At 68.1% G+C, this 24,452-nt stretch carries 21 protein-coding genes and 1 pseudogene; 16 read left to right on the forward strand and 6 right to left on the reverse strand.

Annotated features, from left to right (window positions below; genetic code table 11):
- Positions 1–239: pseudogene (locus tag ACDP63_RS07535) on the forward strand (hypothetical protein); the annotation flags it as partial.
- A 115-nt stretch (positions 240–354) separates the two neighbouring features.
- Here ACDP63_RS07535 and ACDP63_RS07540 read toward each other — a convergent pair.
- Entirely contained in the window at positions 355–1,764 is a 1,410-nt protein-coding gene (locus tag ACDP63_RS07540; protein WP_036747694.1) for a class II 3-deoxy-7-phosphoheptulonate synthase, read from the reverse strand.
- A 118-nt stretch (positions 1,765–1,882) separates the two neighbouring features.
- On the opposite strand from ACDP63_RS07540, the gene ACDP63_RS07545 reads away from it, so the two are divergent.
- The 6 genes from ACDP63_RS07545 (at position 1,883) to ACDP63_RS07570 (ending at position 8,245) form a co-directional block, all read left to right on the forward strand.
- The gene (locus ACDP63_RS07545; RefSeq protein ID WP_024844776.1) at positions 1,883–2,884 is read left to right on the forward strand and encodes a GlxA family transcriptional regulator; all 1,002 of its coding nucleotides are present in this window, start codon (positions 1,883–1,885) and stop codon (positions 2,882–2,884) included.
- A gap of 123 nt (positions 2,885–3,007) precedes the next feature.
- The gene (locus tag ACDP63_RS07550) at positions 3,008–4,192 is read left to right on the forward strand and encodes an ABC transporter substrate-binding protein (protein WP_024844777.1); all 1,185 of its coding nucleotides are present in this window, start codon (positions 3,008–3,010) and stop codon (positions 4,190–4,192) included.
- Positions 4,193–4,296: 104 nt separating this feature from the next.
- Positions 4,297–5,175: an ABC transporter ATP-binding protein gene (locus ACDP63_RS07555; RefSeq protein WP_024844778.1), complete on the forward strand. Its 879-nt coding sequence runs from the start codon at positions 4,297–4,299 to the stop codon at positions 5,173–5,175.
- Positions 5,175–5,885, forward strand: coding sequence for an ABC transporter ATP-binding protein (locus tag ACDP63_RS07560; RefSeq protein ID WP_024844779.1), 711 nt, complete (start codon positions 5,175–5,177; stop codon positions 5,883–5,885). Before ACDP63_RS07555 ends, ACDP63_RS07560 begins: the two co-directional genes overlap by 1 nt.
- Positions 5,886–5,887: 2 nt before the next feature.
- The gene (locus ACDP63_RS07565; protein WP_024844780.1) at positions 5,888–6,889 is read left to right on the forward strand and encodes a branched-chain amino acid ABC transporter permease; all 1,002 of its coding nucleotides are present in this window, start codon (positions 5,888–5,890) and stop codon (positions 6,887–6,889) included.
- Between the two features lie 15 nt (positions 6,890–6,904).
- Positions 6,905–8,245 carry a branched-chain amino acid ABC transporter permease gene (locus ACDP63_RS07570; RefSeq protein ID WP_024844781.1) on the forward strand — a complete coding sequence of 447 codons (1,341 nt, stop codon included), beginning with the start codon at positions 6,905–6,907 and terminating at the stop codon, positions 8,243–8,245.
- An 81-nt stretch (positions 8,246–8,326) separates the two neighbouring features.
- On the opposite strand, the gene purN is transcribed toward ACDP63_RS07570, so the two are convergent.
- Together purN and purM are read right to left on the reverse strand one after the other, a co-directional pair.
- Positions 8,327–8,923 (reverse strand): phosphoribosylglycinamide formyltransferase, encoded by a 597-nt coding sequence (gene purN, locus ACDP63_RS07575; RefSeq protein ID WP_024844782.1) that lies wholly within the window; start codon positions 8,921–8,923, stop codon positions 8,327–8,329.
- Positions 8,920–9,969, reverse strand: coding sequence for a phosphoribosylformylglycinamidine cyclo-ligase (gene purM / locus ACDP63_RS07580; RefSeq protein WP_024844783.1), 1,050 nt, complete (start codon positions 9,967–9,969; stop codon positions 8,920–8,922). Before purM ends, purN begins: the two co-directional genes overlap by 4 nt.
- A 210-nt stretch (positions 9,970–10,179) precedes the next feature.
- Between purM and ACDP63_RS07585 the strand changes: the two genes are divergently transcribed.
- A complete protein-coding gene (locus ACDP63_RS07585; protein ID WP_231486797.1) occupies positions 10,180–11,763 on the forward strand; it encodes an SARP family transcriptional regulator in 1,584 nt (527 codons plus the stop codon).
- Positions 11,764–11,773: 10 nt separating this feature from the next.
- Here the strand turns inward: ACDP63_RS07585 and ACDP63_RS07590 are convergent, their stop codons facing one another.
- The 3 genes from ACDP63_RS07590 to bhcR form a co-directional block, all read right to left on the reverse strand.
- A complete protein-coding gene (locus ACDP63_RS07590; RefSeq protein ID WP_024844785.1) occupies positions 11,774–12,490 on the reverse strand; it encodes a pentapeptide repeat-containing protein in 717 nt (238 codons plus the stop codon).
- Positions 12,491–12,578: 88 nt separating this feature from the next.
- The gene (locus ACDP63_RS07595) at positions 12,579–14,258 is read right to left on the reverse strand and encodes a DUF6345 domain-containing protein (RefSeq protein WP_024844786.1); all 1,680 of its coding nucleotides are present in this window, start codon (positions 14,256–14,258) and stop codon (positions 12,579–12,581) included.
- 187 nt (positions 14,259–14,445) lie between these two features.
- A complete protein-coding gene (gene bhcR / locus ACDP63_RS07600) occupies positions 14,446–15,285 on the reverse strand; it encodes an HTH-type transcriptional regulator BhcR (RefSeq protein ID WP_409927885.1) in 840 nt (279 codons plus the stop codon).
- A 184-nt stretch (positions 15,286–15,469) separates the two neighbouring features.
- Here bhcR and bhcA point away from each other — a divergent pair, with 184 nt between their 5' ends.
- The 8 genes from bhcA (at position 15,470) to ACDP63_RS07640 (ending at position 24,449) form a co-directional block, all read left to right on the forward strand.
- Positions 15,470–16,660 (forward strand): L-aspartate--glyoxylate aminotransferase BhcA, encoded by a 1,191-nt coding sequence (gene bhcA, locus ACDP63_RS07605; protein WP_024844788.1) that lies wholly within the window; start codon positions 15,470–15,472, stop codon positions 16,658–16,660.
- A gap of 2 nt (positions 16,661–16,662) precedes the next feature.
- Positions 16,663–17,622, forward strand: coding sequence for a beta-hydroxyaspartate dehydratase BhcB (gene bhcB, locus ACDP63_RS07610; protein ID WP_024844789.1), 960 nt, complete (start codon positions 16,663–16,665; stop codon positions 17,620–17,622).
- A gap of 21 nt (positions 17,623–17,643) precedes the next feature.
- Complete coding sequence (gene bhcC, locus ACDP63_RS07615; RefSeq protein WP_024844790.1) at positions 17,644–18,807, forward strand: 3-hydroxy-D-aspartate aldolase BhcC; 1,164 nt, start codon at positions 17,644–17,646, stop codon at positions 18,805–18,807.
- Entirely contained in the window at positions 18,807–19,769 is a 963-nt protein-coding gene (gene bhcD / locus ACDP63_RS07620; protein WP_024844791.1) for an iminosuccinate reductase BhcD, read from the forward strand. The genes bhcC and bhcD overlap by 1 nt, the downstream gene beginning before the upstream one ends.
- Positions 19,770–19,805: 36 nt before the next feature.
- Complete coding sequence (locus tag ACDP63_RS07625; RefSeq protein WP_024844792.1) at positions 19,806–21,287, forward strand: nucleobase:cation symporter-2 family protein; 1,482 nt, start codon at positions 19,806–19,808, stop codon at positions 21,285–21,287.
- Positions 21,287–22,630, forward strand: coding sequence for an 8-oxoguanine deaminase (locus tag ACDP63_RS07630; RefSeq protein ID WP_024844793.1), 1,344 nt, complete (start codon positions 21,287–21,289; stop codon positions 22,628–22,630). Before ACDP63_RS07625 ends, ACDP63_RS07630 begins: the two co-directional genes overlap by 1 nt.
- Before the next feature lie 16 nt (positions 22,631–22,646).
- The gene (uraH, locus tag ACDP63_RS07635) at positions 22,647–22,997 is read left to right on the forward strand and encodes a hydroxyisourate hydrolase (RefSeq protein ID WP_024844794.1); all 351 of its coding nucleotides are present in this window, start codon (positions 22,647–22,649) and stop codon (positions 22,995–22,997) included.
- Positions 22,998–23,201: 204 nt separating this feature from the next.
- Complete coding sequence (locus tag ACDP63_RS07640) at positions 23,202–24,449, forward strand: urate hydroxylase PuuD (protein WP_024844795.1); 1,248 nt, start codon at positions 23,202–23,204, stop codon at positions 24,447–24,449.
- Positions 24,450–24,452: the final 3 nt, after the last annotated feature.

Genomic DNA, 24,452 nt, shown 5'->3' on the forward strand with positions numbered 1-24,452 from the left:
CGCCGCGCCGCTTCGACCTGCTTTCGGACATTGTCTCCCCGGTCATTCCGGGCGCCAGGGTGCTGGAACCCTCGCCCTCGCGGCCGGGATTTGCCGAACCGGCACCGCGCTGGAACGGCGCGCCGCCCGCCGATGCCGGCGCCCCCCTGCCCCGCGATGCCAACCCCGAGGAACGCCGCGCGCGTTTCCGCCTGATCCGCAACGACAAGCCGCCAAGGCGGCCCGGCCCCCGTCCCTGATTCCCGGCCTGATTCCCGGCCTGATCCCCGGATCGGGCATGGGCCGGCCCATGCGCGCATGAAACAGGCGGCAGAGCCAAGGCCCGCCGCCCTTTTTTCCGATCATCGCCGGGGATCAGCCGGCCTTGGCCTGCTTGCTCGTGCCATTGATGCGGCGGTTGCGCAGTTCCTCGGCCACCAGGAAGGCCAGTTCCAGCGACTGGCTGGCGTTCAGCCGCGGATCGCAGGCGGTGTGATAGCGGTTCGACAGATCCTCGTCCGTGACCGCGCGCACGCCGCCGATGCATTCGGTGACATCCTGGCCGGTCATCTCGAAATGCACGCCGCCGGGGATGGTGCCCTCGGCGCGATGGACGGCGAAGAACTCGCGCACCTCGCGCAGCACCGAATCGAAGGGCCGGGTCTTGTAGCCCGAGGCCGACTTGATGGTGTTGCCATGCATCGGGTCGCAGGACCAGACGACGTTGGCGCCTTCCTCGCGCACCGCCTTGATCAGCCGCGGCAGGTGGTCGCCGACCGTGCCGGCGCCGAAGCGGGCGATCAGCGTCAGCCGGCCCGGCTCGTTTTCCGGGTTCAGCCGGGCAATCAGCGCCTTGAGGTCGCCCTCGCTGATCGAGGGGCCGCATTTCAGCCCGATCGGGTTCTGCACGCCGCGGCAGAATTCGACATGGGCGCCGTCGACCTGGCGGGTGCGATCGCCGATCCAGATCATGTGGCCCGAGCCGGCGACCGGCAGGCCGGTGGTGGAATCGATCCGCGCCAGCGCCTCTTCGTACTCCAGCAGCAGGGCCTCGTGGCTGGTGTAGAAATCCACCTGGCCCAGCTCATGCGCGGTTTCCGAGGTCACGCCCGCCGCAGCCATGAAGGCCATGGCGTCGCTGATCCGGTCGGCGATATCGCGATAGCGCGCCGCTTCCTCGCCGCCGGTGAAATCGCTGATCCAGCTTTGCACCCGGTGGATGTCGGCATAGCCGCCGGTCGAGAAGGCGCGCAGCAGGTTCAGCGAGGCCGCGGCCTGGGTATAGGCCGCCAGCATGCGCTGCGGATCGGGAATGCGCGCCTCGGGGGTGAAGTCGAAGCCGTTGATGATGTCGCCGCGATAGCTGGGCAGCTCCTGCTCGCCCATCTTCTCGGTCGGGGCCGAGCGCGGCTTGGCGAACTGGCCCGCCATGCGGCCGACCTTGACCACCGGCAGCTGCGCGCCCCAGGTCAGAACCACGGCCATTTGCAGCATGACCTTGAAGGTGTCGCGAATGTTGTCGGCCGAAAATTCGGCAAAGCTTTCGGCGCAGTCGCCGCCCTGCAGCAGGAAGGCGCGGCCGGCCGCCACCTCGCCCAGCGAGGCTTTCAGCCGCCGCGCCTCGCCGGCAAAGACCAGCGGCGGGTATTTGGCCAGTTGCGCCTCGACGGCGGCGACGGCGGGCTGATCGGGATAGTCGGGCATCTGGACGCGCGGATAGGCGCGCCAGCCACGCTTGTCCCATGCCTTTGCCGGGGTCGCGGAACTGGAATTCGTCGGTGCCATGATCCTATCCTTCATGCATGCGCTGCCTGCCATATAGAGGGTGCAGGACCAAAGGAAAAGCCTTGCGCGCGGCGCGATTGCCTGCTGATCTGCCGCGAATTCCAGATGCGCGACCGACATGCCAGAGCTCGATCCAGCAGCCCCCCCCGTTCCTGGGCCCGATCCGGCCCCCGCGCTGCGCTATGTCTTCCTGTTGCTGGACCGTTTCACCATGGTCTCTTTCGCCGCCGCCATCGAGCCCTTGCGGCTGGCCAACCGGCTTTCCGGCCGGCCGCTTTACGAATGGCGGCTGATCGGGGAACAGGGCGAGACCGCGCTTTGCTCGAACGGGACGCGCATCCTGCTGGACGGCCCGCTCTCCGAGACCCGGCGCGGCGACACGGTGCTGGTCTGCGGCGGGCTGGACGTGGCGCGGGCGGCGACGCGGCCGGTGCTGGCCTGGCTCAGGCGCGAGGCGCGGCGCGGCACCCGCATCGGCGCGCTTTGCACCGGCGCCTGGGTGCTGGCCGAGGCCGGGCTTCTGGACGGTCGCCGTGCCACGATCCATTGGGAGAACCAGGACGGGTTCGCCGAGAAATTCCCCGATGTCACCCTGATCCGCACCGTCTTCGTCGAGGACGGCAACCGGCTGACCGCCGCCGGGGGCACCGCCGCCATCGACCTGATGCTGCGCCAGATCGCCCGCGACCACGGCGCGGAACTGGCCAATCGCGTGGCCGATCAGATGATCCACACCGCCATCCGCTCGGAGGAGGACCAGCAGCGCCTGTCCAGCCCGGCCCGGATCGGCGCGCGCCACCCCCGGCTGGCGCAGGTGCTGGCCCGGATGGAGGCCAATATCGAGGATCCGGTCAGCCCGGCCCGCCTGGCGGCCGAGGCGGGCCTGTCACCGCGCCAGCTGGAACGGCTGTTCGCGCGCCATCTGGGCCGCTCGCCCAAGCGGCACTACATGGAACTGCGGCTGGAACGGGCGCGCCACCTGCTGCTGCAGACCCCGATGAGCGTGATGGAGATCGCCCTGGCCTGCGGCTTCGCCTCGGCGGCGCATTTCTCGAAATGCTATCGCGCGACCTATGGCTGCACCCCCTATCGCGAACGCGGCGCGGCCGGCGCGGGCTAGACGAACTTCCGCTGCGGCAAGTGCCGGATCTGCCGCTTTGTCCAGTCGCCAACATGCTTTTCTTTTCATTCGCGCGCTTATAACCTGTCAGACAGGACAATGTTCCACTCAGGGAGACGACTGATGAAAAAGCTTCTTCTGGCCAGCGCCGCCGGAGCCTTGCTTGCCGGTGCCGCCGGCGCCGAGGAAATCAAGATGGGCATTTCGCTGGGCCTGACCGGGCCCCTGGAATCGATCTCGCCGGCAATGCAGAAAGGCGCGGAACTGGCGATGAAGGAGGTCTCGGACAGCGGCAAGCTGCTGGACGGCTCGACCGTGACCCCGGTGGTCGCGGACAATACCTGCACCGACGCGGCCGCCTCGGTTGCGGCCGTCACCCGCCTGGTGACCGCCGACGGCGTCAAGGGCGTGATGGGCGGCATGTGCTCGGGCGAAACCATCGCCTCGCTCGAACAGGTCGGCGTGCCGCAGGGTGTGGTGATGATCTCGCCCTCGGCGACCTCGCCGGCGCTTTCGACCATCGACGACAAGGGCTTCTTCTTCCGCACCTCGCCCTCGGACGCGCGCCAGGGCGAAGTCATGGCCGATATCGTGCTGGAGCGCGGCATCAACAGCGTCGCCGTCACCTATACCAACAACGATTACGGCAAGGGCCTGGCCGACAGCTTCGCCGATGCCTACAAGGCCAAGGGCGGCACCGTGACCGTGGTCTCGGCCCATGACGACGGCAAGGCCGACTATTCGGCCGAAGTCGCGGCGCTTGCCGCCGCCGGCGGCGATGCGCTGGTCGTGGCGGGCTATGCCGACCAGGGCGGTTCGGGCGTCATCCAGGGCTCGCTCGACACCGGCGCCTTCGATACCTTCGTGCTGCCCGACGGCATGGTGAACAACGTGCTGGTCGAGAAGTTCGGCACCCAGCTGGAAACCTCGTTCGGCCAGAACCCCTCGGCCGAAGGCGAAGGGCAGGAAAAATTCGACGCGCTCGCCAAGGAAGCCGGCTTCGACGGCACCTCGGCCTATGCCGGCGAATCCTATGACGCCGCCGCGCTGATGCTGCTGGCCATGCAGGCCGCCCAGTCCTCAGACCCCAAGGTCTACAAGGACAAGGTGATGGAAGTCGCCAACGAGCCGGGCGAGAAGATCTATCCCGGCGAACTGGCCAAGGGGCTGGAACTGCTCGCGGCGGGCCAGGACATCGACTATGTCGGCGCCACCTCGGTCGAACTGATCGAGCCGGGCGAAAGCGCCGGCGTCTATCGCGAGGTCGACTTCAAGGGCGGCAAGCTGAACGTCGTAGGCTATCGCTAAGACACGCAGGTCGCGGAAAGGGTCCGGTCTCCGGACCCTTTTCACAATCAAGAACAATCCCGTAAGGGAAATTCTTCATGCAACGCATGAAGGTGGGGAGCACTATGATCCAGGTCCACGACCTGCATAAGCATTTCGGAGGCTTCCGCGCCGTCGATGGCGCCAGCCTGATGATCGAGACGGGCTCGATCACCGGATTGATCGGCCCGAATGGCGCCGGAAAATCCACTCTTTTCAACGTGATCGCCGGGGTTTTGAAACCGACCGCCGGCCGCGTGACCATGGCGGGCGAGGACATCACCGGCCTGCCGCCGCACGAGCTGTTCCACAAGGGGCTGCTGCGCACCTTCCAGCTGGCGCACGAGTTTTCCTCGATGACGGTACGCGAGAACCTGATGATGGTGCCCGGCAGCCAATGCGGCGAGACGCTGGTCAATACCTGGTTCCGCCGCGGCCGCATCCGCGAGGAGGAACGCGCGCTTCGCAAGAAGGCCGACGAAGTGCTTGAGTTCCTGACCATTTCCCATCTCGCCGACGAAAAGGCCGGCAACCTGTCCGGCGGGCAGAAGAAGCTGCTGGAACTGGGCCGCACCATGATGGTGGATGCCAAGATCGTCTTCCTGGACGAGGTCGGCGCCGGGGTGAACCGTACGCTGCTGGGCACCATCGGCGATGCCATCGTGCGGCTGAACAAGGAGCGCGGCTATACCTTCTGCGTGATCGAGCATGACATGGATTTCATCGGCCGGCTTTGCGACCCGGTGATCGTCATGGCGGCGGGCCAGGTGCTGGCCGAGGGCTCGGCCGACAGCATCATGAAGAACGAGGCGGTGATCGAGGCCTATCTGGGCACCGGCCTGAAGAACAAGGTCGCGGCCGAAGTGGCCGAGGAGGCCGCCTTCGGCGAAAGCCACGGCGCCCAGCCCGGCCTTGGCGCCGAGGCCGGCCGCGGCGGCGACGGCAAGCCAGCGGGGGAGATGTGATGGCAGAGCCCTATCTTTCCGCCACCGCCATGCGCGGCGGCTATGGCAAGGCCGACATCCTGAACGGCTGCACGCTTACCGTGGACAAGGGGCAGATCGCGGTGATCGTCGGCCCGAACGGCGCCGGCAAATCCACCGCGATGAAAGCCGTCTTCGGCATGCTGCACCTGCGCGAGGGCCAGGTCACGCTGGCCGGCGAGGACATCACCCATCTGACCCCGCAGGAGCGGGTGCGCAAGGGCATGGGCTTCGTGCCGCAGACCCACAACATCTTCCCGACCATGACGGTCGAGGAGAACCTGGAAATGGGCGCCTTCATCCGCGAGGATGATTACCGCGACACCATGGCCCAGGTCTATGAGCTGTTCCCCGCCGTGGCCGACAAGCGCAAGCAGAACGCGGGCGAATTGTCGGGCGGCCAGCGCCAGCAGGTCGCCGTCGGCCGGGCGCTGATGACCAAGCCCAGCCTCTTGATGCTGGACGAGCCGACGGCGGGCGTCAGCCCCATCGTCATGGACGAACTGTTCGACCGTATCATCGAGGTCGCCCGCACCGGCATTTCCATCCTGATGGTCGAGCAGAACGCCCGGCAGGCGCTGGAGATCGCCGATATCGGCTATGTGCTGGTGCAGGGCGCCAACCGTTACACCGACAGCGGGCAGGCGCTTCTGGCCGATCCCGAGGTCCGCCGCACCTTCCTGGGGGGCTGAAGATGGACATGCTGAACGCCCTCGTGGCCATCCTGAACTTCGTGGTGATCCCCGCCGCCTCCTATGGCGCGCAGCTGGCGCTCGGCGCGCTGGGGGTGACGCTGATCTACGGCATCCTGCGCTTTTCCAACTTCGCCCATGGCGACACCATGGCCTTCGGCGCCGCGCTGGTGATCCTGATCACCTGGGGGCTGCAATCCATCGGCATCGGCCTGGGCCCGTTGCCGACCGCGCTGATCGCCCTGCCCGTCGGCATCGCGCTGACCGCAGTGTTCATCCTGGGCACCGACCGTGCGGTCTATCGCTTCTATCGCAGCAAGCGCTCGGCCCCGATCATCCTGGTCATGGCCTCGGTCGGGGTCATGTTCATCATGAACGGGCTGACCCGTCTGATCATCGGCGTGGACGAGATCCGCTTCGACGACGGCGCGCGCTTCCTGGTCAGCGTGCAGCAGTTCCGCGCCTGGACCGGGCTTTCCGAGGGGCTGTCGCTGCGCGTCAGCCAGGTGCTGACGCTGGTGGTGACGGCGCTGGCCTGCTGGGCGCTGTTCCGCTTCCTGAACCGCTCGCGCGCCGGCAAGGCGATGCGCGCCTATTCCGACAACGAGGATCTGGCGCTGCTTTCCGGCATCGATCCCGAGCGGGTGGTGCGCCTGACCTGGATCATCGCCACGGCGCTCGCCGTGACGGCGGGCACGCTTTACGGCCTGGACAAGTCCTTCAAGGTCTTCAACTATTTCCAGATCCTGCTGCCGATCTTTGCCGCCGCCATCGTGGGGGGGCTCGGCAATCCGCTGGGTGCGGTGGCCGGCGGCTTCATCGTCGCCTTCTCGGAAGTGGCCGTCACCTATCCCTGGCGCAAGATCGCCACCTATCTGGGCTTCGAGCCCCAGGGGCTGCTGCAACTGCTGTCCACCGAATACAAGTTCGCGGTCAGCTTCGTGATCCTGATCGTGGTCCTGCTGTTCCGGCCGACCGGCCTGTTCCGCGGCAAATCCGTCTGAGGAGGGCGTTTATCCATGTCGAATACACGTCAAGCCGAAGCGGTCAGCCCCTGGCGCGCGCCGGTGCTGTTCCTGATCCTGGCCGCGCTGTTCCTGGCCGAGGGCAGCTTTCGCAACGCGCTGTTCTCGGGCAGCTGGAACACGGCGCTGGCCATCCTGAACATGGGGCTGATCTCGGCCGTCATGGCGCTGGGTGTGAACATGCAATGGGGCTATGCGGGGCTGTTCAACGCCGGTGTCGTGGGCTTTTTGGCGCTTGGCGGGCTGGCGCCGGTGCTGGTCTCGACCGCGCCGGTGCAGGGCGCCTGGGCCGCGGGCGGGCCGCGGCTGATCCTGGCCCTGCTGGTGGGGCTGGGAACGCTGGTGCTGGCGGCGCAGGCCTGGAAGCGGGTCTCGGGGCTGATGCGGGTGCCGGCGCTGATCGCGGTGCTGGTGCTGGGCTTCGTGCTTTACCGCTGGCTGTTCGATCCGGCGGTGATGGCGATCGAGGCGAACAATTCCGCCCGCGCCGGCAATATCGGCGGGTTGGGCTGGCCGGTGCTGATGTCCTGGCCGGTCGGCGCGCTGTTCGCCGCCGCGGCCGCCTGGGGCGTGGGCAAGGTGGCGCTGGGGCTGCGCTCGGATTATCTGGCCATCGCCACGCTGGGCATCGGCGAGATCATCGTCGCGGTGATGCGCAACGAGGAATGGCTGTCGCGCGGGGTCAAGAACGTCTCGGGCATCCCGCGCCCGGTGCCCTATGAGCTGGACTTGCAGAACAGTCCCGATTTCGTGGCCCGCGCGGCCGAATGGGGGCTGAGCCCGGCCGTCGCCTCGGGGATCTGGGTCAAGCTGCTTTACGCGGGCTTGTTCGGCATCGTGCTGCTGGGGCTGATCCTGCTGGCAGAACTGGCGCTGAAATCGCCCTGGGGCCGGATGATGCGCGCCATCCGCGACAACGAGACCGCCGCCGAGGCCATGGGCAAGGACGTCACCCGCCGGCATTTGCAGATCTTCGTCATCGGCAGCGCGGTGATCGGCCTGGCCGGCGCGATGATGGTGACGCTGGACGGGCTCTTGTCGCCGAACAGCTTCAACCCCCTGCGCTATACTTTCCTGATCTGGGTGATGGTGATCGTCGGCGGCTCGGGCAACAACTGGGGCGCGGCGCTGGGAGCGATCCTGGTCTGGTTCCTGTGGATCAAGGCCGAGGTCTGGGGCCCCGAGCTGATGCGGCTGGTCACCGGGCCGCTGCCTGCGGGCGCCCTGCGCGACCACCTGCTGGGCAGCGCCCCGCATATGCGCTTCATCGCGCTGGGGGTGGTGCTGCTGCTGGTGTTGCGCTTTGCGCCACGGGGGCTGGTGCCCGAGAAATAGCGCGGCGCGGCCGCGGGGGCTTTGCCCCCGCACCCCCAGGGTATTTGGAAAACGGAGAAAGGCGCGGGCCTGCGCCTTTTTTCACGCTGCGGTGAGGGTGATCGGCGTCCGGTTGCCCTGCGCGAAGCGGCGCAGCACCGCGGGATAGAGCCGGTGTTCCTGGACCAGGACGCGGGCGGCCAGCGTCTCGGCCGTGTCGCCGGGCAGGACCGGCACCCGCGCCTGACCGAGGATCGGGCCGGCGTCGAGTTCGGGCGTGACCAGGTGGACGGTGGCGCCGGCCTCGGCATCGCCGGCATCGATGGCGCGCTGATGCGTATGCAGGCCGGGATATTTCGGCAGAAGCGAGGGGTGGATGTTCAGCATCCGGCCCTGGAAGCGCCGAACGAAATCCGGGGTGAGGATGCGCATGAAACCGGCGAGGCAAAGGATGTCGGGCTGCGCGGCCAGCAAGGGTTCCAGCAGCGCCGCCTCGAATGCTGCACGGTCGCCGCCGAAGGCGCGGTGGTCGATGGCGAACCTCGGCACGCCCATGGCCTCGGCCCGGGCGAGCCCGGCCGCCTGCGGGTCGTTCGAGCCGACGACGACCGGGCGGGCCGGGTGGCTGCCGGTCATCGATTCGACCAGCTTGACCATGTTCGAGCCGCCGCCCGAGATCAGGATGGCGACGCGCTTCACCGCAGCCGGCCGGAGTAGCGCACGCCCGCGCCGGGCCGGACATGGCCCAGGCGGACCACCGTTTCGCCCTCGGCCTTCAGCAGCGCCTCGAGCTCGGCGGCGCGCTCGGCAGCCACGGCCAGGATCATGCCGATGCCGCAATTGAAGGTCTTGAGCATCTCGGGCTCGGCGATCTCGCCCGCCTGGGCCAGCCAGTCGAAGACCGGCGGCAGGCTGAAGCTGTCGAGATCGACCTCGGCCCCCAGCCCCTGGGGCAGGACGCGCGGCAGGTTCTCGGTGATGCCGCCGCCGGTGATATGGGCCGCCGCATGCACGCCCCCGGCACGGATCGCGGCCAGGACGGGACGCACGTAAAGCCGGGTCGGGACCAGCAGCGCCTGGCCCAGCGTGCCCATGCCGAAGGGCGAAGGCGCGTTCCACACCAGACCGGCATGGTCGGCCACCCGCCGCACCAGCGAGAAGCCGTTGGAATGCACCCCGTCCGAGGCGAGGCCCAAGAGAACGTCGCCATCCGCGACGCCTGCCGGCAAGGCAGTGCCGCGCTCCATCGCGCCGACGGCAAAGCCGGCGAGGTCGAAATCGCCGCGCGCATACATGCCCGGCATCTCGGCCGTCTCACCGCCGATCAGCGCGCAGCCCGAGCGGCGGCAGCCCTCGGCGATGCCGTTGACCACCCGCGCCGCCTCGTCGACCGACAGCTTGCCGGTGGCGAAATAGTCCAGGAAGAACAGCGGCTCGGCACCCTGGCAGACCAGGTCGTTCACGCACATCGCCACCAGGTCGATGCCCAGCCCGTCCAGCTCGCCCGTGTCGATGCCGATGCGCAGCTTGGTGCCGACCCCGTCGGTCGCGGCCACCAGCACCGGATCCTGGTAGCCGGCAGCACGCGGATCGAACAGCGCGCCGAAGCCGCCCAGCCCCTCCATCACGCCGGGGCGGCGGGTGGCGGCGGCGGCGGGCTTGATCCGCTCGACCAGCGCATTGCCCGCGTCGATATCCACTCCGGCCTCGGCATAGGACAGGCCGCTCTTGCGCTGCTCGGTCATCTTCGGGATCCCCTTTGCTTTGACGCCCCGATAGCGCAGGCGGGCCGCGCAGGCAATGTGCCCGCTGCGACCGGGAGCGGATTTGCCGCCGCTGCCGCCGATGCCATGCCGCGCGGCGGCTGTTGTCGGTGCCGGCCGCAGCGCATTATGATCAATATGCGACCATAACGAAGCCATGCGGCGAATCAAATGCCTGCCACGCTGAGTCTGATGGGATCCGTGCGCCTGCGCGGCGCCGATGGGGCGGATCTGACCCCCCGCAGCCAGAAGGCTCGTGGCGCGCTGGCGCTTTTGGGCACGGCACCGGACCTGCGCCTCAGCCGGGCGCGGCTGCAGGATCTGCTGTGGAGCGAGCGGGCCCGGCAGCGCGGCTCTGACAGCCTGCGGCAGATGCTGCGCGAATTGCGCGCCTCGCTGGGCGCCGAGAAGGGGCTTTTGCTGACCGGCGTCGGCTGGGTGGGGCTGGATCCCGAGCGACTGCGCATCGACCTGACCCCGGTCTATGATGCCGGCGGCGCGCCGATCGAATTCGCCGCCGACATCGACGTACCCGACCCGGAATTCGAGACCTGGCTGCGCGACATGCGCCTGCGGCTGACGCCGGATTGCGACGGGCCCAGCATCCTGCAACGGCCCGCGCCGCCCCCACCTCCCCCCCCGTCTCCCGCCGAGCCCCGCTGCGCCGCCGAGCCGGCCGCCGGCGATTACGTCGTGGCCCTGCAGCCGGTCGAAAGCAATGACGGCCGCGCCCATGTCATCGGCGAGATGATCCTGAACGAAGCCGCGGCCCGCGCTTGCGAGATGATCCCGGCGGTGCTGGATGACCGGCCCGACATGCGGGCGCCGAAGGCCGGCATCCAGATCAGCGCCATCTGCTATGCCGCGGGGACCGACTGCTCGCTGATGGTGGTGATGCGCGACCTTGCCACCGGCGCGCGCGGCTGGACGCGGCGCTTCACCATCCGCGCCGCCAACGAGACCGCGACCATGCGCCATGCGGTGGCGCAGATCGCGGTGGCCCTGCTCGATCGGGCGCGGCGGACCGCACCGCCGGCGCAGGGGCTGACCTTCCCGGTCTGGGACGTGTTCAGCTATTCCCGCGACCGCCTGGAATCGGCCGACCGCATCCTTGCCTCGCTGCCGCGGGAACGGCAGAGCGGCGTCGCCCTGGCGCTGCGCTCCTATCTGCGCAACACGCTGATCAGCGAGCGGCTGACCGAGGATCCGGCGCGCTGTTCGGACGAGGCCGAGGCCTTTGCGCGACAGGCGCGCGACCTGGCGCCCGCCAACCCCTCGGTGCTGGCGGTGGCTTCGCTTTCCGCCTCGTGGCGGCGGGATGCGGTGGGGGCGCTGGAACTGGCGCAGGCCGCCTGCCGCAACGATCCCGACAACGAGCTGGCCTGCCATGCGCTGTCGCAGGCGCTGACCGATGTCGGCCGCGATCTCGAGGCGCTGGAGGCGACCGAGCGCGGCGCCCGCGGCGCCCTGGCCGAACTGGGCCCGGCCTCGTGGCTGATGCGCCGGGCCGTGGTGCAGCTGCGGCTGGACCGGCTGGGCGATGCCGAGAACTCGGCCGCGGCCGCCTTTGCCTTTGCCCCGGACAACCGGCCCTCGCTGCGCTTCCTGGCGGCGCTGCGCTATCATCGCGGCGACATGGCGGGCGCCGCCGACGCGCTGCGCCACCTGCGCCGGATCGAGCCGGATTTCTCGCTGGAGCTGATGGCCGAACCGGATTACCCGGTCGCGCCGCTGCGCATGGCCAGGCTGATGGGGATCACCCGCTCGGGGCTGTAGGGCACGGATTTCAGGGCGAGACCAGCACCTCGACCGCGATGGGCGCCCCGCCCCGGCCCAGATCCAGTACCAGCCGGGCCCGGCCGGGGGCGATGGCGGAAAATGCCAGGACCAGCGGCGGACCCGCATCCGGCCGCGGCCGTTCGGGACCGGCAAGGATCGGGGCGCCTTGCAGCCGGGCCAGGCGGGGATCGCGCGCCGCCGCCTCGGACAGGCTGTTCAAATGCATCTCCAGCCGGTCGCCGCAGCGCAGGGCCACGGGGCCCGAGAGGTGATCCTCGTGCAGCACGCAGGTCATGGGCCGTTGCCGCAACGGATAGCGCAGCGGCGGCGCGCCCATCGCCATCGCCCGCTGCATGCTGTCGAGCCAGGCGCCGCGCAGCCGCGCCGCGGTCAGGTCTGCCCGGTCCAGCCGCGCCCCGGTCAGGTCGGCACGCTCCAGCACCGCGCCGCGCAGGTCGGCATCGGACAGGTCCGCCAGCCCCAGGCTGGCCCGCGACAGGTTGGCGTTGCGAAACCGCGCCCGCGCCGCGCGGGCCGACCACAGGCTTGCATCCGACAGCTGCGCGTCGGTCAGGTCGGCCTCGGTCAGGTCGGCATAGGACAGGTCGGCCCCCACCAGCGTCATGCCCGACAGATCCAGCCCGGCCAGGTCGGACCCGGCCAGGTGCAGGCGTCCCATCGTCGCGATGCGCCGGACGATCTCGGCGCGGGTATATTCCGCCATGCTCCCTCTCTCGGACAGTCCTCGCCAAGAGTGTGCGGCCAGTCAAGTGCCCGGAGGCGGCTGCCTCCGCCTCCGGGCTACCGGATCGTCAGTCACCCAGGTCAGACTGGATCCAGTAACGCTTGCGGAAGCCGCGCACGCATTCGATCTCGATGCCCTGGCGGGCGACGAGACGCGCGGTGTTGCTGCGGATTCCGTATCCGATTTCCGTGGTGCCCGGCAGGATGCGCAGGCTGAGCGGCGCCGCCCCGCGCGCGGCCAGGTCGCGCATCAGCCGCGCCGAATGCTGCGCCAGGATGCGGGTGATCGCCTGCGGCTCGGGCTCGGGCAGGCCCTCGGACCGGGCAGGCGGCGGCGGGTCGTCGGGCAGGCCGTGGCGATGGGCGCGCGGGGCCATGCGCTCGGCCACCCGGCGCAGGGTCGATTCGATGCGCAGCACGGTGCCGTCCGGCCGCATCGCCAGCCGCAGCGTGCCGGCATCCGGGGTCAGCACCGGGATGCCGTCGATCGCCTGGCGGAACTGCACGATGATCTCGTCCAGGCTTTCCGCCGGCGGCTCGTCCAGCCGGCGCAGGCTGGCCGTCGCCGAAAGCGCCAGCGAGACGCGGTCGAAGACCAGCTCGATCCCCGCCGGCAGAAAGCCGTATGACCGCAGCACGGACCGGGCGCGGCTGACCAGGGCGCGGCGCGGCGGCATCTCGCGCAGGCCGCCGCGTCCCGGCGCGCCGGGCTCCAGTTCCAGCAGGATATGCCCGTCCGGCCGGCGCTGGAAGCGCAGCGCCCCCCGGCCGGCCGAGACCGCGTCCTGCGCCTCAAGGCCCGCCAGCGCCGGTCCCAGCCCCAGCCGCGACAACACCGACCGGGCCAGGGCGCGATCCTCGGTCACCGGCACCAGCCGCACGGCGCCGAACTCGGCCGGCGGTTCGGTCAGCGCCGCTTCGCGCTGGTAAAGCGCCCGCGGCGCGTGCCAGCGCCAGGCCCAGCATTGCGTCCCGCCGCGCTGCGCCGCGAAGCGCCGCTCGCCGAACAGCATGGCCAGCGCCGCCTCGCGATCGGGCGCGCAGGCACAGGCGACCGGGCTTTGATCGGGCGCGATGTCCCAGGCGCTGTCCAGCCAGGACTGCGCAAAGGGCTTGCCCATCTGCCAATGGCGCCAGAAATTCGCGCCATAGCGGCCCGAATCCCAGCAGATCGAATCAAAGCCGAACAGCATCCGCAGCCCGTCATTGGCCCGCGCCCAGCTGTAAAGCGGGCTGAAGCCCCGCCCGACGCGCAGCGACTGGCTGGTGGACCAGAACAGATAGCGCAGGCTGTCCGTGCCCAGCCGCATGCGTTCCGAGGTCAGGCAGGCGTCGGCCCCGGTCCAGAGCGCCCCCATCGGCAGGTGGAACACCCCGTCATCCTCCATCCGGCCATGGCCGGCGTGATAGAACACCCGCACCGAATCCATGTCCCGGCCCGGCGCATGTTCCATCGCCTGCCGGTCGTAGATCCAGGATTTCACCGCAGCGTCCCGGCGCCAGAAATCCGGCGTGGCGAACCGGTCCACCACATCCAGGAACCCGCCCGCATCGCGATGCGCGGCATGCAGCGCCCCGGCGGCGCGATAGGTCTCGACGCTGCAGGCGCCATAGAGCCGGGGGGCGAGGCCGGGCATCTCGGCGGCTTCCGCAGGATCCGCCGCCACCTCCGTTTCCCGACCCGGCCGGGGGTGCAATTGCTGCATCCCATCGAAGCCGGGATCGGATCGGGAAACGAAATCTTCCATGCCGAAGCTCCTTGCAGGACACGCGCCGGATCTTTCGGACCCGGCAGGCGGACGCGGTCACAGGTTGCGTCGAAGCTAGGCCGGGCGGCGTGAACTGAACGTGAATCGATGATTAATGCACAAAAGGCCGGGAAATCCCGGCATTCTTCCCAGGAATGAAAGCCCTTCCGGGCCACAATTGGACGAATCAGCCGCTTTCGTCGGCGCGCGAAGCCGGCGCCATGCCCAGGGAAAGCTCGCGCGCGGCCTCGATCACCGCCTCGGACATGGCTTCGAGCCGCGCATCCGACATGCGCAGGCTCGGCCCCGAGACCGAGATCCCCGCCGCCGCCTCGCCCGCCAGGTCGAAGATCGGCGCGGCGATGCAGCGCATGCCGGGGGTGCGCTCCTCGTTGTCCAGAGCATAGCCGCGGGCACGGATGCAGGCCAGGTCGTCCAGAAGCGCCTGCGGGTCGGTCAGGGTCATCTCGGTGAACCGCTCCAGCCGCATCTCGCGGATCATGCGTTTCAGGTCCGCCGGCCGGGCATGGGCCAGCAGCGCCTTGCCGATCCCCGAGGCATGCAGCGCCGAGCGCGTGCCGGGCGGAAAGAAGGCGCGGATCGTCTCATGCGTCTCGGCCTGGCTCAGGAACAGCACCGCGTCGCCGTTCAGGATGCCCAGGTTCGCCGTCTCGCCCGTCACCTCCATCAGCCGGCGCAAGAGCGGCCGCGCCCGCTCGACCAGGCCCGAGCGGCGCATGAAGGCCGAGCCGTGGCGAAAGGCCGTGGGGCCCACATGCCAGGCCTGGGTCTGGCTGTCGCTTTCCGCGACCCCCCGTGCCGCCAGCGTCACCAGAACCCGGTGTACGGTCGAGGGCGCCATGTCCAGCCGCTGCGCGATCTCGGTCAGGGTCAACCCGCTGGAAACCGCGATCAGGTCGAGGATGTCCAGCGCCCGGTCCAGCGCCCGGATGCCGCCCGAATCCTCGGCGCCCAAACCGCCGGCACGGCCCCTCGGGCGGCCCCTTTTGCGGATCTGAACCGACATTCAATTTTTCCTTTCGACAACTTTTTCAATTTCTTGAAAATGCCCCCTGGGCTTTGGAAAAGACCAACCGGCTGATTCAACGTCACTTTAAGCCATTTTTCCGTGATTGCGAAATATTTTTCAGAAAAATTGCATCAATGGACAGCAAAACGTAGCTTGGTCCACAAGCGCAGGAGGAATTGCCATGACCAGCCAGAACCCTATCTTCATCCCCGGCCCGACCAACATCCCCGAGGAGATGCGCAAGGCCGTCGACATGCCCACCATCGACCACCGCTCGCCGGTGTTCGGCCGGATGCTGCATCCGGCGCTTGAGGGCGTGAAGAAAGTCCTCAAGACCACGCAGGCGCAGGTTTTCCTGTTCCCCTCGACTGGCACCGGCGGCTGGGAAACCGCGATCACCAACACGCTGTCGCCCGGCGACAAGGTGCTGGCGGCGCGCAACGGCATGTTCAGCCATCGCTGGATCGACATGTGCCAGCGCCACGGGCTCGACGTCACCTTCGTCGAGACCCCCTGGGGCGAGGGCATCCCCGCCGACCGCTTCGAGGAAATCCTGACCGCCGACAAGGGCCACGAGATCCGCGTCGTGCTGGCCACGCATAACGAGACCGCGACCGGGGTGAAATCCGACATCGCCGCCGTCCGCCGCGCGCTGGACGCGGCCAAGCATCCGGCGCTGCTGTTTGTCGATGGCGTTTCCTCGATCGGCTCGATGGATTTCCGCATGGACGAATGGGGCGTCGACATCGCCGTCACCGGCTCGCAAAAGGGCTTCATGCTGCCGCCGGGCCTGGCCATCGTCGGCTTCTCGCCCAAGGCGATGGCGGCGGTCGAAAGCGCGCGCCTGCCGCGCACCTTCTTCGACATCCGCGACATGGCAACCGGCTATGCCCGCAACGGCTATCCCTACACGCCGCCGGTCGGCCTGATCAACGGGCTGAACGCGAGCTGCGAGCGCATCCTGGCCGAGGGGCTGGAGAACGTCTTTGCCCGCCACCACCGCATCGCCAGCGGCGTGCGCGCCGCGGTCGAGGCCTGGGGGCTGAAGCTCTGCGCCGTCCGCCCCGAGCTTTATTCGGACAGCGTCAGCGCCATCCGCGTCCCCGAGGGCTTCGACGCCAACCTGATCGTCAGCCATGCGCTGGAGACCTATGACATGGCCTTCGGCACCGGCCTGGGCCAGGTCGCGGGCAAGGTGTTCCGCATCGGCCACCTGGGCAGCCTGACCGACGCCATGGCGCTGTCGGGCATCGCCACCGCCGAGATGGTGATGGCCGACCTCGGCCTGCCGATCAAGCTGGGCTCGGGCGTCGCCGCCGCGCAGGAACATTACCGCCAGACCACCGCCGCCGCGCAGAAGAAAGCCGCCTGAGGATGAGGGACGCCATGTATATCCCGACCTATGAGGACATGCTGGCCGCGCATGAGCGCATCAAGCCGCATATCCGCCGCACGCCGGTCCGCACCTCGGACTATCTGAACGAGCTTGCCGGCGCGCAGCTGTTCTTCAAATGCGAGAACTTCCAGGAGCCGGGGGCCTTCAAGGTCCGCGGCGCCACCAATGCGGTCTTCGGCCTCGACGAGGCGCAGGCGGCCAAGGGCGTCGCCACGCATAGCTCGGGCAACCATGCCTCGTGTCTCAGCTACGCAGCGATGCTGCGCGGCATTCCCTGCAACGTCGTGATGCCCCGCACCGCGCCGCAGGCCAAGAAGGACACCGTGCGCCGCTACGGCGGCAAGATCACCGAATGCGAGCCCTCGACCAGCTCGCGCGAAGAGACCTTCGCCAAGGTGCAGGCCGAGACCGGCGGCGATTTCGTCCATCCCTATAACGACCCGCGGGTGATCGCCGGCCAGGGCACCTGCGCCAAGGAACTGATCGAGCAGACCGACGGGTTGGACGCCGTGGTGGCCCCGATCGGCGGCGGCGGCATGATCTCGGGCACCTGCCTGACGCTCTCGACGCTGGCGCCCGAGGTCAAGGTGATCGCGGCCGAGCCCGAGCAGGCCGACGACGCCTATCGCAGCTTCAAGGCCGGCCATATCATCGCCGACGATGCGCCCAAGACCATCGCCGACGGGCTTCTGGTGCCGCTGAAGGATCTGACCTGGCATTTCGTCAAGAACCACGTCCACGAGATCTATACCGCCTCGGATGCCGAGATCGTGGATGCGATGAAGCTGATCTGGAAGCATCTGCGCATCGTGATGGAGCCCTCCAGCGCCGTGCCGCTGGCCACCATCCTGAAGAACCCCGAAGCCTTCGCCGGCAAGCGTGTCGGCATCATCGTCACCGGCGGCAATGTCGATCTCGACAAGCTGCCGTGGAACTGAACCCGAATTGAGGAGAGTGCCATGAACGCGAAAACGGATTTCTCCGGCTACGAGGTCGGCTACGACATTCCCGCCCTGCCCGGCATGGACGAGAGCGAGATCCAGACGCCCTGCCTGATCCTCGACCTGGACGCGCTGGAGCGCAACGTCAGGAAGATGGGCGACTATGCCAAGGCCCACGGCATGCGCCACCGCAGCCACGGCAAGATGCACAAGTCGGTGGACGTGCAGAAGCTGCAGGAGTCGCTGGGCGGCGCCGTCGGCGTCTGCTGCCAGAAGGTCAGCGAGGCCGAGGTCTTTGCCCGCGGCGGCATCAAGGACGTGCTGGTCACCAACGAGGTGCGCGAGCCGGCCAAGATCGACCGCCTGGCCCGGCTGCCCAAGCTGGGCGCCACGGTGACGGTCTGCGTCGATGACCTGGCCAATATCGCCGACCTCTCGGCCGCCGCGCAGCGCCACGGCACCGAGCTCGGCATCTTCGTCGAGATCGATTGCGGCGCCGGCCGCTGCGGCGTGACCACCAAGGAAGCCGTGGTCGAGATCGCCAAGGCCGCCGATGCCGCCCCGAACCTGACCTTCAAGGGCATCCAGGCCTATCAGGGCGCCATGCAGCACATGGACAGCTTCGAGGACCGCAAGGCCAAACTGGACGCCGCCATCGCCCAGGTGAAGGAAGCCGTCGACGCGCTGGAGGCCGAGGGGCTCAAGCCCGAATTCGTCTCGGGCGGCGGCACGGGGTCCTATTATTTCGAAAGCAATTCGGGCGTTTACAACGAATTGCAATGCGGCAGCTACGCCTTCATGGATGCCGATTACGGCCGCATCCACGATGCCGAGGGCAAGCGCATCGACCAGGGCGAATGGGAAAACGCGCTGTTCATCCTGACCTCGGTGATGTCGCACGCCAAGCCGCATCTGGCGGTGGTCGATGCCGGCCTCAAGGCGCAGTCGGTCGATAGCGGCCTGCCCTTCGTCTATGGCCGCGACGACGTGAAATACATCAAGTGCAGCGACGAGCACGGCGTGGTCGAGGACAAGGACGGCGTCCTGAAGGTCAACGACAAGCTGCGGCTGGTGCCGGGCCATTGCGACCCGACCTGCAACGTGCACGACTGGTATGTCGGCGTGCGGAACGGCAAGGTCGAGACGGTCTGGCCGGTCTCGGCGCGCGGGAAGGGCTACTGATGCTCGTCGTCGCCGAAAAGGAAATCGCGGGTCTGATGACCCCCGAGGCGGCCTTCGAGGCCATCGAGGCGGTCTTCGCCTCGATGGCCCGGCGCAAGGCCTACAACTTTCCCGTGGTGCGCGAGGCCATCGGCCATGAGGACGCGCTCTACGGCTTCAAGGGCGGCTTCGATGCCGCGGCCCTGACGCTGGGGCTGAAGGCCGGCGGCTACTGGCCGAACAACCAGAAGCACGGGCTGATCAACCACCAGTCCACCGTCTTCCTGTTCGACCCGGATACCGGCCGGGTCTCGGCGGCGGTGGGCGGCAACCTGCTGACGGCGCTGCGCACGGCGGCGGCCTCGGCGGTGTCGATCAAGCATCTGGCGCCGAAAGGTGCCAAGGTGCTGGGCATGATCGGCGCCGGCCACCAGTCCGCCTTCCAGATGCGGGCGGCGGCCAATGTGCACCGGTTCGAAAAGGTCATCGGCTGGAACCCGCATCCCGAGATGCTGTCGCGCCTTGCCGATACCGCGGCCGAACTGGGCCTGCCCTTCGAGGCGGTCGAGCTGGACCGGCTCGGGGCCGAGGCCGATGTGATCATCTCGATCACCTCGTCCTTCTCGCCCCTCTTGTTGAACGAGCATGTCAAGGGCCCGACGCATATCGCGGCCATGGGCACCGACACCAAGGGCAAGCAGGAACTGGACCCGGCGCTGGTCGCGCGCGCCCGGGTCTTCACCGACGAGGTCGCGCAGTCGGTCAGCATCGGCGAATGCCAGCACGCCATCGCCTCGGGCCTGATCCGCGAGGATCAGATCGGCGAACTCGGCGCCGTCGTCGCGGGCGACGATCCGGGCCGCGGGGATGCCGAGGTCACGATCTTCGACGGCACCGGCGTCGGGTTGCAGGATCTGGCGGTCGCGCAAAAAGTCCTCGAAATCGCAAAACAAGAAGGACTGGCGCAAGAAGTCGAGATTTAACGGGTAACGTCCTGAAACTAGGGAGGTATAGGACGAATGCAAGCCATCGACACCAGCCCCGGCTTTGACCCGGTCGAGGAGCGCATCGCCGCGCCTCGACTGCTGGCCCTGGGCTTCCAGCATGTTCTGGTCATGTATGCCGGCGCCATCGCGGTGCCGCTGATCGTGGGCCGCGCCCTGCAGCTTTCGCCGCAGGACGTGGCCTTCCTGATTTCCGCCGACCTGTTCGTCTGCGGCATCGTCACCATCATCCAGAGCTTTGGCGCCACGCAATGGTTCGGCATCCGCCTGCCGGTGATGATGGGCGTGACCTTCGCCGCCGTCGGGCCGATGGTCGCCATCGCCTCGTCCAATCCGGGACAGGAGGGGGCGCGGATGATGTTCGGCGCCATCATGGCCGCCGGGCTCATCTCGATCTTCTTCGCGCCACTGGTCAGCCGGCTGTTGCGCTTTTTCCCCAGCGTCGTCACCGGCACGGTGATCCTGGTGATCGGCGTCAGCCTGATGCCGGTGGGCATCAACTGGATCTTCGGCCTGCCGGTCGGCCCGACCGCGCCGCAACTGGTCGATCCCGCCGCCCAGGCCTGGCTGGAGGCCGCCCGCACCGCCGGCGACGTCCCGGAAAGCGTCAAGCTGATGCCGACCGTGCCCAACCCGGAATACGCCTCGCTGTCGCGCATCCTGATCGGCATCACCGTGCTGGCCGCGATCCTGCTGATCGCCCGCTATGCCAGGGGCTTCGTCGCCAATATCGCAGTGCTGCTCGGCATCATCATCGGCGGGCTGCTGGCCGCGGCCATGGGCATGATGCATTTCGAGGGCATCGCCGAGGCCGCCTGGTTCGCCCCGATCAAGCCGCTGCATTTCGGCATGCCGATCTTTGACCCGGTGATGATCCTGACCATGCTTCTGGTCATGTTCGTGACCATGATCGAATCGACCGGCATGTTCCTGGCGCTTTCCGACATCTGCGGCCGCCGGATGACGCCCAAGGCGCTGTCGGCCGGGCTGCGCGTGGACGGGCTGGGCACCGCGATCGGCGGGCTGTTCAATACCTTCCCCTATACCTCCTTCAGCCAGAACGTCGGGCTGGTGGGCGTGACCGGCGTGCGCTCGCGCTTCGTCTGCGTGGCGGGCGGCGCGATCATGATCGTGCTGGGCCTGATCCCCAAGATGGGCGCGCTGGTCGAATCGCTGCCGACCACGGTGCTGGGCGGCGCGGGGCTGGTGATGTTCGGCATGGTCGCCGCGACCGGCATCCGCATCCTCTCGACGGTGGATTTCAAGGGCAACAAGCACAACCTGTTCATCGTCGCCGTCTCGCTGGGCCTCGGCATGGTGCCGATGATCGCGCCCGATTTCAACCAGTGGCTGCCGCATTCGCTGCACACGCTGATCCATTCCGGCATCCTGCTGGCCGCTGTGGCCGCAGTTCTGCTGAACTGGTTCTTCAACGGCGCCCCGCATGCCAGCGACGAGGAAATCGCCGCCGCAGCCCACGCCGCCGAGGCGCATTGATGACGAAACGCCTGCTCATCAGGGGCGCCGAAGTGGTGGTCACCATGGACGGCGCCCGGCGCGAGATCGCAGGCGGGGACATCCTGATCGACGGCGGGGTCATCTCCGCCGTCGGCCCGGGTCTTTCCGCCGAAGGCGCCGAGATCGTCGAGGCCGGGGGCTGCGTCGTCACCCCCGGCTTCGTCAACACCCATCACCACCTGTTCCAGACCCTGACCCGCGCCGTCCCGGCCGCGCAGGATGCGGCGCTGTTCGGCTGGCTGCGCACCCTCTATCCGATCTGGGGCCGCATGACCCCCGAGGACATCCGGCTCTCCACCCGGATCGGCCTGGCCGAACTGGCGCTCTCGGGCTGCACCTGCTCCTCGGACCACCTCTACCTGTTCCCGAACGGGGCGCGGCTCGACGACAGCATCGAGGCGGCCGCGGAAATCGGCATCCGCTTCACCGCCACCCGCGGCGCCATGTCGATCGGCGAGTCCAAGGGCGGCCTGCCCCCCGACGCACTGGTCGAGGACGAGGCCGCGATCCTCAAGGACAGCGAGCGCCTGGTCGCGGCCTTCCACGATCCGAATCCCGGCGCCATGGTGCAGGTGGGTCTCGCCCCCTGCTCGCCCTTCTCGGTCAGCCGGGAACTCATGCGCGACGCGGCCATCCTCGCCCGCGAAAAGGGCGTGCGGCTGCACACCCACCTGGCGGAAAACGACGAGGACATCGCCTATTCGCTGGAAAACTTCGGCATGCTGCCCGGCGACTATGCCGAAAGCCTGGGCTGGACCGGTGAGGATGTCTGGCACGCCCATTGCGTGAAACTGTCGGAGAAGGAAATCGACCTCTTCGCCCGCACCGGCACCGGGGTCGCGCATTGTCCCTGCTCGAACGCGCGGCTTGCCTCGGGCATCGCCCCGGTGCGCCGGATGCGCGACGCGGGCGTGCCGGTGGGCTTGGGCGTCGACGGCTCGGCCAGCAACGATTGCAGCCATCTGGGGCTCGAGGCGCGCCAGGCCATGCTGGTCGCCCGCCTCAAGGACGGCCCCGCCGCCCTGGGCGCGCGCGAGGCGCTGGAGATCGCCACGCTCGGCGGCGCCCGGGTTCTGGGCCGCAGCGACATCGGCGCACTCGAGCCCGGCAAACGCGCCGACCTGGTCCTGTGGGACGTCTCGGAGCTGCCGGCCGCCGGAGAATGGGATCCGGTGGCGGCGCTGGTTTTTTGCGCCCCGATCCGCCCGCGCGCGGTCTATGTGGAAGGTCGCCTCGTGGTGCAGGATCACCGCCTGCTGACCGCCGATGCGAATCGCCTGAACGAACAGGCCCGCGCCGCCATTGCCCGGCTCGCAGATTGACAAGGAAAGGAAGACAATGCCCGGTTATCTGACCACCCATGTGCTCGACACCGCCAACGGCACGCCCGCGGAAGGAATGCGGATCGAACTCTACCGCCTCGACCCCGAGCGCCGGCTGATCGCCGAAACCGTCACCAACCACGACGGCCGCACCGACAGGCACATCCTGCCCGAGGCGGAATTCCAGACCGGCGAATACGAACTGGTCTTCCATGTCGGCGCCTGGCTCGACGCCCAGGGGCACCAGGCGGCCAAGCCCCGCTTCCTCGACCAGGTGCCCCTGCGCTTCGGCATGTCGGAACAGGACCATTACCACGTGCCGCTGCTGATTTCGCCCTACGGCTTCTCGACCTATCGCGGCAGCTGAAGCACCGGCGCTTTTCTCCGTTTTCCAAATACCCTGGGGGTGAAAGGCCCCTGGGGCCTGAGGGGGCAAAGCCCCCTCTTTTTCGTTTCCGCAGGACCCGGCAAAAGATTTTCAACGCATCGTTAAGACAGCAAGGGGAAATGCGTGAATACTCGCAACCCCGCGAAGCGGCTAGTCTTTCCCCAGCTAGACAGGAGACAGAACATGTCCGATTTCGCCGTCATGTGGGATTGGCTCGCCTTTGCCATCCGCTGGACGCATGTCGTCACCGCCATCTGCTGGATCGGCTCGTCCTTCTATTTCGTCGCCCTCGACCTGGGGTTGCGCAAGGTGCCCGGCCTGCCGCCCGGCGCGCATGGCGAGGAATGGCAGGTCCATGGCGGCGGCTTCTACCACATCCAGAAATACCTGGTCGCGCCCGAGCGGATGCCCGAGCATCTGATCTGGTTCAAATGGGAAAGCTACATGACCTGGATCTCGGGGGCGGCGCTCCTGATGGTCACCTATTGGGTCGGCTCCGAGCTGTTCCTGATCGACCCCGCCAAGATGGAGCTGGCGCCCTGGCAGGCCATCCTGATCTCGGCCGGCTCGCTGTCGATCGGCTGGCTGATCTATACCAACCTGTGCAAGTCTAGGCTGGGCGAGACCCCGACCCTGCTGATGCTGATCCTGTTCGTGCTGCTGATGGTCATGGGCTGGGCCTATAACCAGGTCTTCACCGGCCGCGCGGTCATGCTGCATCTGGGCGCCTTCACCGCCACGATCATGACGGCGAACGTGTTCTTCATCATCATGCCGAACCAGCGCATCGTCGTCGCCGACCTCAAGGCCGGGCGTCCCGCCGATCCGAAATACGGCAAGATCGCCAAGCTGCGCTCGACGCATAACAACTACCTGACCCTGCCGGTCGTCTTCCTGATGCTGTCGAACCACTATCCGCTGGCCTTCGCGACGGAATACAACTGGGTGATCGCCGGGCTGGTCTTCCTGATGGGCGTGACCATCCGCCACTTCTTCAACACCATGCATGCCGGCGGCGGCATGAAATGGTGGACCTGGGCGGTGACGACGATCCTGTTCATCATCGTGATGTGGCTTTCGACCGCGCCGATGTTCCGCCAGACGCTCGAGGAGGCCGAGGCGCGCGTCCTGACGCCTTCGCAGCAGGCGATGGTCGAGGCGCCCGGCTGGGAGGACGCCTATAACGCGGTGATGGGCCGCTGCTCGATGTGCCATGCCAGGGAGCCCTCTTACGAGGGCATCCACACCGCGCCCAAGGGCGTCTTGCTGGAAACCCCCGACGACATCACCCGCGCCGCGCGCGAGATCTTCATCCAGGCCGGCGTGACCGATGCCATGCCGCCCGCCAATGTCAGCTTCATGGAGCCGCAGGAACGCCAGGCGATCATCGACTGGTATCGCAGCCTGCCCAAGACCCTGGCGTCGAACTGAGAC

This window comes from Paracoccus sp. P2 (assembly GCF_046335115.1).
GTDB classification, from domain to species: domain Bacteria; phylum Pseudomonadota; class Alphaproteobacteria; order Rhodobacterales; family Rhodobacteraceae; genus Paracoccus; species Paracoccus pantotrophus.

Bases quoted from the DNA above. Each gene is read 5' to 3' on its own strand.
- ACDP63_RS07590 (WP_024844785.1), bottom strand. From the start codon at position 12,490: ATGGCGGAATATACCCGCGCCGAGATCGTCCGGCGCATCGCGACGATG.
- ACDP63_RS07640 (WP_024844795.1), top strand. From the start codon at position 23,202: ATGTCCGATTTCGCCGTCATGTGGGATTGGCTCGCCTTTGCCATCCGC.
- ACDP63_RS07565 (WP_024844780.1), top strand. From the start codon at position 5,888: ATGGACATGCTGAACGCCCTCGTGGCCATCCTGAACTTCGTGGTGATC.
- bhcC (WP_024844790.1), top strand. From the start codon at position 17,644: ATGAACGCGAAAACGGATTTCTCCGGCTACGAGGTCGGCTACGACATT.
- ACDP63_RS07570 (WP_024844781.1), top strand. From the start codon at position 6,905: ATGTCGAATACACGTCAAGCCGAAGCGGTCAGCCCCTGGCGCGCGCCG.
- ACDP63_RS07585 (WP_231486797.1), top strand. From the start codon at position 10,180: ATGGGATCCGTGCGCCTGCGCGGCGCCGATGGGGCGGATCTGACCCCC.
- ACDP63_RS07625 (WP_024844792.1), top strand. From the start codon at position 19,806: ATGCAAGCCATCGACACCAGCCCCGGCTTTGACCCGGTCGAGGAGCGC.
- ACDP63_RS07540 (WP_036747694.1), bottom strand. From the start codon at position 1,764: ATGGCACCGACGAATTCCAGTTCCGCGACCCCGGCAAAGGCATGGGAC.
- purM (WP_024844783.1), bottom strand. From the start codon at position 9,969: ATGACCGAGCAGCGCAAGAGCGGCCTGTCCTATGCCGAGGCCGGAGTG.
- ACDP63_RS07550 (WP_024844777.1), top strand. From the start codon at position 3,008: ATGAAAAAGCTTCTTCTGGCCAGCGCCGCCGGAGCCTTGCTTGCCGGT.
- ACDP63_RS07630 (WP_024844793.1), top strand. From the start codon at position 21,287: ATGACGAAACGCCTGCTCATCAGGGGCGCCGAAGTGGTGGTCACCATG.
- ACDP63_RS07560 (WP_024844779.1), top strand. From the start codon at position 5,175: ATGGCAGAGCCCTATCTTTCCGCCACCGCCATGCGCGGCGGCTATGGC.
- bhcD (WP_024844791.1), top strand. From the start codon at position 18,807: ATGCTCGTCGTCGCCGAAAAGGAAATCGCGGGTCTGATGACCCCCGAG.
- ACDP63_RS07555 (WP_024844778.1), top strand. From the start codon at position 4,297: ATGATCCAGGTCCACGACCTGCATAAGCATTTCGGAGGCTTCCGCGCC.
- bhcR (WP_409927885.1), bottom strand. From the start codon at position 15,285: ATGTCGGTTCAGATCCGCAAAAGGGGCCGCCCGAGGGGCCGTGCCGGC.
- ACDP63_RS07545 (WP_024844776.1), top strand. From the start codon at position 1,883: ATGCCAGAGCTCGATCCAGCAGCCCCCCCCGTTCCTGGGCCCGATCCG.
- ACDP63_RS07595 (WP_024844786.1), bottom strand. From the start codon at position 14,258: ATGGAAGATTTCGTTTCCCGATCCGATCCCGGCTTCGATGGGATGCAG.
- uraH (WP_024844794.1), top strand. From the start codon at position 22,647: ATGCCCGGTTATCTGACCACCCATGTGCTCGACACCGCCAACGGCACG.
- bhcA (WP_024844788.1), top strand. From the start codon at position 15,470: ATGACCAGCCAGAACCCTATCTTCATCCCCGGCCCGACCAACATCCCC.
- bhcB (WP_024844789.1), top strand. From the start codon at position 16,663: ATGAGGGACGCCATGTATATCCCGACCTATGAGGACATGCTGGCCGCG.